This is a genomic window from Streptomyces sp. AA4 (genome assembly GCF_000158875.1).
GTDB lineage: Bacteria > Actinomycetota > Actinomycetes > Mycobacteriales > Pseudonocardiaceae > Amycolatopsis.
On the sequence record NZ_GG657746.1, the window covers coordinates 5,423,218 to 5,431,837 of the forward strand.

10 protein-coding genes are annotated in these 8,620 nt (G+C 70.8%); 7 read left to right on the forward strand and 3 right to left on the reverse strand.

Translation table 11 applies throughout. The features are described from left to right. Positions 1-2 precede the first annotated feature (2 nt). Positions 3-374 carry a helix-turn-helix domain-containing protein gene (locus tag SSMG_RS47150; protein ID WP_037714754.1) on the reverse strand — a complete coding sequence of 124 codons (372 nt, stop codon included), beginning with the start codon at positions 372-374 and terminating at the stop codon, positions 3-5. Between the two features lie 141 nt (positions 375-515). Here SSMG_RS47150 and SSMG_RS47155 point away from each other — a divergent pair, with 141 nt between their 5' ends. From SSMG_RS47155 to SSMG_RS24835, 4 genes are read left to right on the forward strand one after another with little or no spacing between them, the layout of a single operon-like run. Next, the gene (locus tag SSMG_RS47155; RefSeq protein WP_009080552.1) at positions 516-911 is read left to right on the forward strand and encodes a hypothetical protein; all 396 of its coding nucleotides are present in this window, start codon (positions 516-518) and stop codon (positions 909-911) included. Next, complete coding sequence (locus tag SSMG_RS47160) at positions 908-1,081, forward strand: hypothetical protein (RefSeq protein ID WP_009080554.1); 174 nt, start codon at positions 908-910, stop codon at positions 1,079-1,081. The genes SSMG_RS47155 and SSMG_RS47160 overlap by 4 nt, the downstream gene beginning before the upstream one ends. A 50-nt stretch (positions 1,082-1,131) precedes the next feature. Continuing rightward, the gene (locus SSMG_RS24830; RefSeq protein ID WP_037714756.1) at positions 1,132-1,812 is read left to right on the forward strand and encodes a response regulator transcription factor; all 681 of its coding nucleotides are present in this window, start codon (positions 1,132-1,134) and stop codon (positions 1,810-1,812) included. Continuing rightward, on the forward strand, positions 1,809-3,161 hold the full coding sequence (locus tag SSMG_RS24835) for a sensor histidine kinase KdpD (protein WP_009080557.1): 1,353 nt from the start codon (positions 1,809-1,811) through the stop codon (positions 3,159-3,161). Before SSMG_RS24830 ends, SSMG_RS24835 begins: the two co-directional genes overlap by 4 nt. Here SSMG_RS24835 and SSMG_RS24840 read toward each other — a convergent pair whose 3' ends face one another. Then, positions 3,162-4,388: an LCP family protein gene (locus SSMG_RS24840; RefSeq protein WP_037714758.1), complete on the reverse strand. Its 1,227-nt coding sequence runs from the start codon at positions 4,386-4,388 to the stop codon at positions 3,162-3,164. It lies immediately after the preceding gene. A gap of 158 nt (positions 4,389-4,546) precedes the next feature. Further along, entirely contained in the window at positions 4,547-5,290 is a 744-nt protein-coding gene (locus tag SSMG_RS24845; protein ID WP_009080559.1) for an SDR family NAD(P)-dependent oxidoreductase, read from the reverse strand. Positions 5,291-5,390: 100 nt separating this feature from the next. Between SSMG_RS24845 and SSMG_RS24850 the strand changes: the two genes are divergently transcribed. Genes SSMG_RS24850 through SSMG_RS24860 form a run of 3 tightly spaced genes read left to right on the forward strand, consistent with a single transcriptional unit; the run spans position 5,391 to position 8,605 of the window. Beyond that, complete coding sequence (locus tag SSMG_RS24850; protein WP_009080561.1) at positions 5,391-5,999, forward strand: TetR family transcriptional regulator; 609 nt, start codon at positions 5,391-5,393, stop codon at positions 5,997-5,999. A gap of 50 nt (positions 6,000-6,049) precedes the next feature. Further along, complete coding sequence (locus SSMG_RS24855) at positions 6,050-7,603, forward strand: MDR family MFS transporter (protein WP_009080563.1); 1,554 nt, start codon at positions 6,050-6,052, stop codon at positions 7,601-7,603. Positions 7,604-7,618: 15 nt separating this feature from the next. Next, positions 7,619-8,605: an RNA polymerase subunit sigma-70 gene (locus SSMG_RS24860; protein WP_009080565.1), complete on the forward strand. Its 987-nt coding sequence runs from the start codon at positions 7,619-7,621 to the stop codon at positions 8,603-8,605. Positions 8,606-8,620 lie beyond the last annotated feature (15 nt).

Consider the following 8,620-nt stretch of genomic DNA (forward strand, 5'->3'; position numbering starts at 1 on the left):
GGTCAAGAAGCAGTGGCGGCGTTCTCTTTGTCGTACGCCGCTCGCGCAGTCATGACCTGGTCCATGTTCCGGCGCGCCCACCGGTCCAGCAGTTCCAGCGGTTCGGCGAGGTTGCGGCCCAGCTGGGTCAGCTCGTACTCGACCTTCGGCGGGATCACCGGGTACGCGGTGCGGACGAGGATGCCGTCGCGGACCAGGCTGCGCAGGGTTTGCGTCAGGACCTTCTGCGAGATCCCGTCGACGCGCTTGCCGATCTCGGTGAAGCGCAGCGGGCCGTCCGTCAGCGCGCCGACGATCAGCACCGTCCACTGGTCGCCGATCCGGTCGAGCAGCTGGCGCGTCGGGCAATCGCGGTCGTACGGGTTTCCGAGCACGGCGGCCTCCTCACTCTCCGCAAGAGAGTAACACTCCGCCGGGCCGAGAGGCTTTACCGAACCCGAACATCCGTCCCACACCGCTCGTACACCCGCGCGCGACGGTGGTCCTCGGAACACCGACACGGGAGGACGAGAACGATGCGAGGAACGAGGCGGCTGGCACTGGCGGGCTGCGGGATCGCGGCCGGACTGCTCGTGGCCGCGCCGATCGCCAGCGCCGACACGCAGGCGCCGGCCCCGGCTCCGGTGACGCTGAGCCCCCAGGAGGTCCAGCAGATGTGCACGGCGTGGGTGCCGAAACTGCGCAAACAGGCCCAGAATCTGACCAACCGGATCAACGGCGGACCCGAGGTCGCCGGGTCGGTCGCGAATCTCAAGGCGCGCGCGAACGACGCCCGCACGCAGGGGCACGCCGCGCAGGCCGACCGGCTGCAGAAGCGGGCGGACAAGCGCCAGAGCCGGCTCGGCGAGCTGGCGAACGCGACGAAGCAGCTCGACGCGTTCGCCGCGGCGCACTGTCAGGCGCCGAAGTGAGGCGGCTGATCGCGATCGCTGCCGCGGCTGCCGCCGTCGGGCTCGGCTGCGTGGCTTGCGACAACGGTTCGGCACCGTCGCCGGGGGCGGCGCCGGACGGCGATCTGAGCAGCATCCAGTCCACGCTGGACTCCATCCAGTCCGACATGGCGGGCGACGGGCAGCGGTGACCCGCGTACCGTTTCCCCCGACGCAGTCGGCCGGAGGAACGGGAGCCCGCATGGGGTCAGCTGGCCGCGGTCTCGTCCTCGTCGTGGAGGACGAGACCGCGATCGCCGAACTCGCCGCGCTGTACCTGCGGCGCGACGGGTTCGGGGTGGAGGTCGAGCCGGACGGGGCGAAGGCGCTCGCGGCGATCCGCCGGTTGCGGCCGGTCGCGGTGGTCCTCGACATCGGACTGTCCGGAATGGACGGCATCGAGATCTGCCGGGCGCTGCGCGCGGCGGGCGACTGGACGCCCGTGCTGTTCGTGACCGCCCGCGACGACGAGCTGGATCGCTTGCTGGGCTTGGAAATCGGCGCGGACGACTACCTCACCAAACCGTTCAGCCCGCGTGAGCTCGCCGCCCGCGTGCGGACTGTGCTGCGCCGCGCGTCCGGAAGCCCGGCCACGACGCTGGCTTGCGGCGGCGTGCGCATCGACGTCCCCGGCCGCCGCGCCTGGGCAGGCGAGGCCGAGGTCGCGTTGACCTCCACCGAATTCGATCTGCTCGCCTACCTGTTGCGCCACCCCGGCCAAGTGCTGTCGCGCGATCAGCTGCTCAGCGCGGTCTGGGGCTACGCCGCCGCGGCCGGGACCCGCACCGTGGACGTGCATGTCGCGCAGCTGCGGGCAAAACTCGGCGATGACAGTCCAATTCGGACTGTTAGGGGCATCGGCTACGCGGCGGATGCCGGATGAAAACCACGCTCGCGCTCCGGATCACCGTGGTGTGCCTGGCCGTCGCCGGGATCGCGGTGCTGGTGGCCGGGCTCGTCGCGTCCCGCCTGGTCCGCAACACCGCGGATTCGGTGCTGCAGCAGTCGTTGCGGGACCAGGCCGACGTCATCGCCGGGCAGCTCGACGACACGGGCATCGGCAACCGGCTCGCGATCGGCAAGGCCGCCGCGGTCGTGCGGGGGCAGGGCATCGAGGTCGTCGTGCACCGGGTCAGCGGCCAGAATTCCGGACAGGCGACCGCGGTGCGCGCCGCGGAACGGGCCGGGCTCACGTCCGGAAAGGACCATTCGACGCGGGTCACGATCGGCACTGTCGACTACCTCGTGGAAGTGCGCCCGGTCGGCCCGCAAGCCGCGTTCGCGCTGGTGCAGCCCGTGCGCAGCGCGGAATCGACGCAACATGCGTTGCTGCGCAACATTCTTCTGGCCCTCGGCATCGGACTTCTGGTCGCCGCCGTCGCCGGATACGTCTCGGGACGCTTGCTCGGCCGCCCCCTCCGCCGCGCGGCCGCCGCGGCAGGCAGCCTCAGCGCGGGCCGGCGCGATGTCCGGGTGCCGGTCGAAGGCCCCGCCGAGGTCGCGCAGGTCGCGGGATCGTTGAACGAACTCGCCGACGCGCTGGCCCGCAGCGAAGCCCGGCAACGCGAGTTCCTGCTGTCGGTGTCGCACGAACTTCGCACCCCGCTGACCGCGGTGACCGGTTTCGCGGAGGCGATCGCCGACGGAGTCGCTTCGGGCCCGGACGCGCGCCGGGCCGGGGAGACGATCCACCGAGAGGCCCAACGCCTGGAACGGCTCGTGTCGGATCTGCTGGAACTCGCCCGCCTCGGCGCCGACGAATTCCAGCTCGACCTGGATGTTTTCGACTTCGCCGCACTGGTCCGGGACTGCGCGGAGGTGTGGCAATTGCGCTGCGCCCGCTCGGATGTCCCGCTGACCGTGCAGTCTCCCCCGGGACCCGCCATGGTGACCGCCGACGCCCGGCGGCTGCACCAGGTCGTGGACGGGTTGGCGGAGAACGCGCTGCGCGTCACGCCCGCGGGTGCGCCGATGGTGTTCGCCCTGTCGGTCGCGGACGGCCACGCCCACCTGTCGGTCCGAGACGGCGGTCCCGGGCTCGCGCCGGAGGACTACCCGGTGGCTTTTGAACGCGGCGTGCTCAACGCCCGGTACCGCGACAGCCGCCCGGTCGGGTCCGGCATCGGGCTGGCGCTGGCACACGGGCTGGTGACCCGGATGGGCGGGACCTTGACGGCTGGACCGGCACCCGAGGGCGGAGCGGCATTCACCATCACACTGCCGCTCGCCTGATCAGTTCACACACCCGCTGGCCGTCGTCAGCTTCGGCTGCGCCGGGGTTCCCGCCGGCGGAGTCGGCGTGGTCGTCTCCGCGATCGGCCGCACCATGCCTCCGCTCGACGACGGGCGGACTGTGCCCGGATCGGAGGTCGCCCCGGACGCCGCGACGTCCGGCGAGCTGATCTGCGTCTGCACGAATTGCTTCACCTGCGCCGGATCCACCTTCACCGCGTCGCCGTCGGACGGGGTGGCCATCGACAGGCTCTGCACCGGGATCGTGCCGAACGCGATCGCGCCCGAGCTGAGGCCGTGCAGTTGCTGGGCGAAGCTCAGGAGATTCCAGCCGTGGTCGAGAGTGACCGAACCTTCCAAAGCGTCCACCAGGGACGAAAGCCGCGACGGGTCGGTGAAAGTGCCGGAGCCGAGGACGGTTTTCGCCATCGCCGACAGGAAGGCCTGCTGCCGCGCGATCCGGTCCAGGTCGCCGTTGGGCAGGCCGTGCCGCTGCCGCACGAAGGCGAGCGCCTGGGTGCCGGAGATGGTCTGCGTCCCGGCGGGAAAATCGGCTCCGGAGTAGGAATCGTGCACCGGGGCCTTGAGACACACTCGCACCCCGCCGACGGCCTGGCTCAGGGCGGCGAACCCGGCGAGATTGACCGCGGCGTAGTGGTTGACGGTGAGCCCGGTGAGCTGCTGCACCGCGGCGATCGCAGATTTCGCCCCGGCCGCGTCCGCCGCCACTTCCAGCTGCGGGCCGCTCATTCCTTGCTGGGCGAGCTTTCCCCGTTGGTCGGAGCGCGCGCGGCTGTACGCCGAATTGATCTTGTGCTTGCCGTAACCCGGAATGTCCACATAGGAATCGCGCGGGATCGAGATCGCGGTGGCGGCCGCGCCGCCGGCCGGGACGTGCACCACGATCATCGTGTCGGTGGTGTTGCCGCCGTCGTCCCCGCTGCCCGCGTGCAGCGCGTCGAGCACGTTCTGCGGCAGCGGCGTCCCGTCCGGTTTGGTGCGGGAATCGAGACCTACCAACAGAATGTTCTGCGCGACGGTGAGCGGTTCCCCGGCCGGGGCGTCCGGGACCTGCGCCGCGGGCGCGATGACGTCGGCCGTGACGAGGCTGGTGTCCAGCCGGTGCAGTTGCGACCACGCGAATCCGGTGGCGCCCAGTACCAGGGTGGACACCACACCCAGCACCGCACGGCCGCCGATGCGGCGGCCCCGGGACGTGATCAGCACGGCCGGTTCCTCGCTTCCCCGGGGCCGGCTCTCGGCCCCCTCCTTCGAGGATCGCCGCGTTAGCTGGGAATAGCCTGAGAAACCTGTCGCGAAGATGTGATGCTGCCCGTTCGGCCGAGCGCGCGGCGACAGCCGGTGCCCCTGCGGGCACAGGGAGTTCAGCGCGGCATCCGCCGCCACACCGCGCGCGGCACGAACCGCATCGCCGCGAACACCAAGCGCAACACGCCCGGCACCCACACGACTTCCCGGCGGCGGCGCAATGCCGCGACGGTCGCGTCGGCCACCTGATCGGCGGTGCTGGAGAACGGCGCGGGAGACATTCCTTCGGTCATCCGGCCGATCACGAAGCCCGGACGCACGAGCAGCAGGTGCACGCCAGTGCCGTGCAGCGCGTCGGACAGTCCCGAGGCGAACCCGTCGAGGCCCGCTTTCGCCGAGCCGTACACGTAATTCGCCCGCCGCACGCGAATCCCGGCGACCGACGAGAAAACGACGAGGTTTCCGGAACCCTGAGTACGCAACAGTTCCGCCGTGTGAGTGAGCACCGACACCTGAGCGACGTAATCGGTGTGCACGATCGCGGTGGCGTGCGCGGCGTCCGTCTCCGCGCGCGCTTGGTCGCCGAGAATGCCGAACGCGAGCACGACGGTCTCGAGCGGCCCGTGCCCCTCGATGACGCGCTCGAGCAGCGGGCGGTGCGCGGAGAGGTCGTCGGCGTCGAAGTCCTCGGTCGCGACGGTCTCCGCCCCCGCTTCCCGGAGGGCGGCCGCCGGTTCGCTGAGGTCCGCTCCCGGCCTCGCGGCGAGCACGAACCGCCGCGCCCCGCCCCGCGCCAGCCGGACGGCCACCGCCGTCCCGATTTCGCTGCGTCCGCCTAGTACCAGCACCGTTCCGCTCACGGTGGGTGAGTCTGCCAGCACCTCCCCCGGCCCCGGCGAGGTGCCCTGGTTCACAAACTGCAACTTTGCAGCTTCTGCAAGATCTGGCTACCCTGAGCACGTGCCCCCTCCCGGCTTGCGCGAGCGCAAGAAGCTCGAAACCCACCGCACCATCGCTCTCGCCGCGCTTCGGCTGGTTGCCGAGCGTGGTCTGGACCAGGTCACCGTCGACGACATCGCGGCCGAGGCGGGGGTGTCCGCGCGCACGTTCTTCAACTACTTCCCGGTCAAAGAGGACGCCGTGCTGCTCGCGTACGCCGACCACGCGGAGCGGGCCGAGCAAACGCTCGCCCGGTTTCTCGCGCAGCCGGAAGGGGTCGACGCGTTTCCCGCGTTCATCGCGGCCGTCCGGGAGGACCTCGCCGACATCGAGCGGGACCGCGACGAGTGGCTGACCCGGTTGCGCATCATCCAGGGCGATCCGTCGCTGCTCGTCCGCGCGACGACGCTCAACTCCGGCTCGCGCGAGCCGCTGGTCGCGGCCATCGCCCAGCGTTCCGGCACCGACGCGGAGAAGGACCTGTTCCCGTCGCTGCTGCTGGCGGTGGCGGGCGGGGTGCTCACCGCGTCGCTCACCCGCTGGGCCGCCCGGAACGGGACGCGACCGCTGCTCGAGATCTTCGACGAGGCCGCCGCCGCGGCTGCCGCGGGCCTGCCCGACCCCCGCTGAACCTCCCCGAATCTCTCCGAATCTCTCTCTGAGTCCGGAAAGGACTGTCCATGTCCCTGTCCGCCGCGGAATCGCCCGCGCCCGCACCGGCGATGAGCCACCGGCACGTGCTGCAGGCGATGTCCGGCCTGATGATGGGCATTTTCGTCGCCATCCTCGCGTCCACTGTGGTCGCGAACGCCCTGCCGCGGATCGTGTCCGAGCTGGGCGGCAGCCAGTCGTCCTACACCTGGGTCGTCACGACCGAACTGCTCGCGATGACCGCGACCGTCCCGCTCTGGGGCAAGCTTTCCGATCTGTACAACAAGAAACTGCTGATCCAGCTCTCGCTCGGGCTGTTCGTGGTCGGCTCGCTGGTGGCCGGTCTCGCACAGAACATCGACGTGCTGATCCTCAGCCGGATCGCCCAGGGCGTCGGCGGCGGCGGGCTCACCGCGCTCGCCCAGGTCATCATGGCGGCCATCGTTTCGCCGCGCGAGCTGGGCAAGTTCTCCGGCGTCTTCGGCGCGGTCTTCGCGGTCGGCACGGTCGCGGGCCCGCTGATCGGCGGTGTGCTCGTGGACACCTCGTGGCTCGGCTGGCGCTGGTGCTTCTTCCTCGGCGTGCCGTTCGCGCTCGCCGCGATCCTGTTGCTGCAGCGCACGCTGGACCTGCCGACGCTGCGCCGCGAGGTGCACGTCGACTACCTCGGCGCGTTCCTGATCATGCTCGGCGTTTCGACGCTGCTGGTGTGGTCGTCGCTGGCCGGCTCGACCTTCGCCTGGGGTTCCTGGCAGACCGCGGTGCTCGTGCCGGCCGGCGTGCTCGTGCTGGTGCTCGCGGTGTGGGTCGAGGCGAAGGTGCGCGAACCGGTCGTGCCGCTGGCGCTGTTCCGCAATCGCACGGTCACGCTCGCCACTGTCGCGAGTTTCCTGGTCGGGGTCGCGATGTTCGGCGGCACCGTGTTCCTGTCGCAGTACTTCCAGCTGGCGCTCGGCAAATCCCCGACGGTGGCCGGGTTGATGAGCCTGCCGATGATCTTCGGCCTGCTCGTTTCGTCCACTGTGTCCGGCCAGCTGATCAGCCGCACCGGCAAATGGAAGCCGTTCCTGCTGCTCGGCGCGGTGCTGATGGCGGCGGGGCTCGGCCTGCTCGGGCTGATCGACGCGCACACGTCGCTGCTCGAGCTGAGCCTGTCCATGCTGGTGCTCGGCGTCGGCGTGGGCATGCTGAACCAGAACCTGGTGCTGGTGACGCAGAACGACGTGCCCGCCGCCGATCTCGGCGCGGCGACCTCGACGCTGTCGTTCTTCCGCAGCCTCGGCGGGTCGATCGGCGTGAGCGCGCTCGGCGCGGTGCTGGCCAGCCGGGTCGGCACGCTCATCGCCGACGGGCTCGGACCGGCCGCGTCCGCCGGGTCCGGCGGCGGGAAGGTGCCCGACCTCGCGCAACTGCCCGCTCCGGTCGTCGCGGTGATCCGGGACGCGTACGGCATCGCGACGAGCGACCTGTTCCTGATCAGCGCGCCGATCGCCCTGCTGGTCGTGGTCGCGGTGGCGTTCCTGAAGCACCTGCCGCTCAAGACGAAGAGCGGGCTGGAACGGCTGGCGGACGAGGCGGTCTGAGCTACCGTCTGCTGGGTGACCAGCGACGAGGAGTTCGGCGCCCAGCTCGAACGGCACCGCCGTGAGATCCGCGTGCACTGCTACCGGATGAGCGGTTCGTTCGAGGAGGCCGAGGACCTCACGCAGGAGGCGTTTCTCCGGGCCTGGAAAGGCCGTGCGGGCTTCGCTGGGCGCGCGAGCGTGCGGACCTGGCTGTACCGGATCGCCACCAACGTCTGCCTCGACGCGCTCGCCCGGCGGCCGCGGCGCGCGCTGCCGGACGAACTGGGCCCGGCGGGCGACCCGGCCGGCGAAATCTCCGCGCTCGACGTTCCATGGCTCGGACCGTTCCCCGACCTGCTGCTCGACCCCGCGGCGCCGGACGACCCCGGCGCTGCGGTCGTCGAACGGGAAACCATCGAACTGGCGTTCCTCGCCACCATCCAATTGCTCCCGCCGCGGCAACGGGCCGCGCTGCTCCTGCGCGACGTGCTCGATTGGTCCGCAAAGGACACTGCGGAACTGCTGGGCACTTCGGTGGCCTCGGCGAACAGCGCGCTGCAGCGAGGGCGGGAGACGTTGCGCGCCCGGCTGCCCGCCCGACGCGCCGAATGGTCCGCTCCGGACAGCACGACCGCCGAGGAAACGGCGCTGCTGCGGAAGTTCATCGCCGCCTACGAATCGGCGGACGTGCAGGCGGTGGCCGCTGTGTTGAGCGAGGACGCACGCGCGGTGATGCCGCCGTACCCGTTGTGGTTCGACAGCCGTGATCGGATTCTCGGCGCGCTCAGGCCGAGTTTCGATCCGCAATCGCCGCACTACCGGGGCAGTTTCCGGATGGTGCCAGTGCGCGCCAACCGGCAGCCCGCGGTCGCCGGATATCTGCGCCGGCCCGGCGAATCGGTTTATCGCGCTTTCGGCGTCTGTGTCCTCACCGTGCGAAACGGACTGGTCACCGCGATGGCCGCGTTCGAAACCGCGGCATTGGCGCCGTATGGACTCGCCGAAACGTTCGACGCATAAAAAACGCCCGGGCGG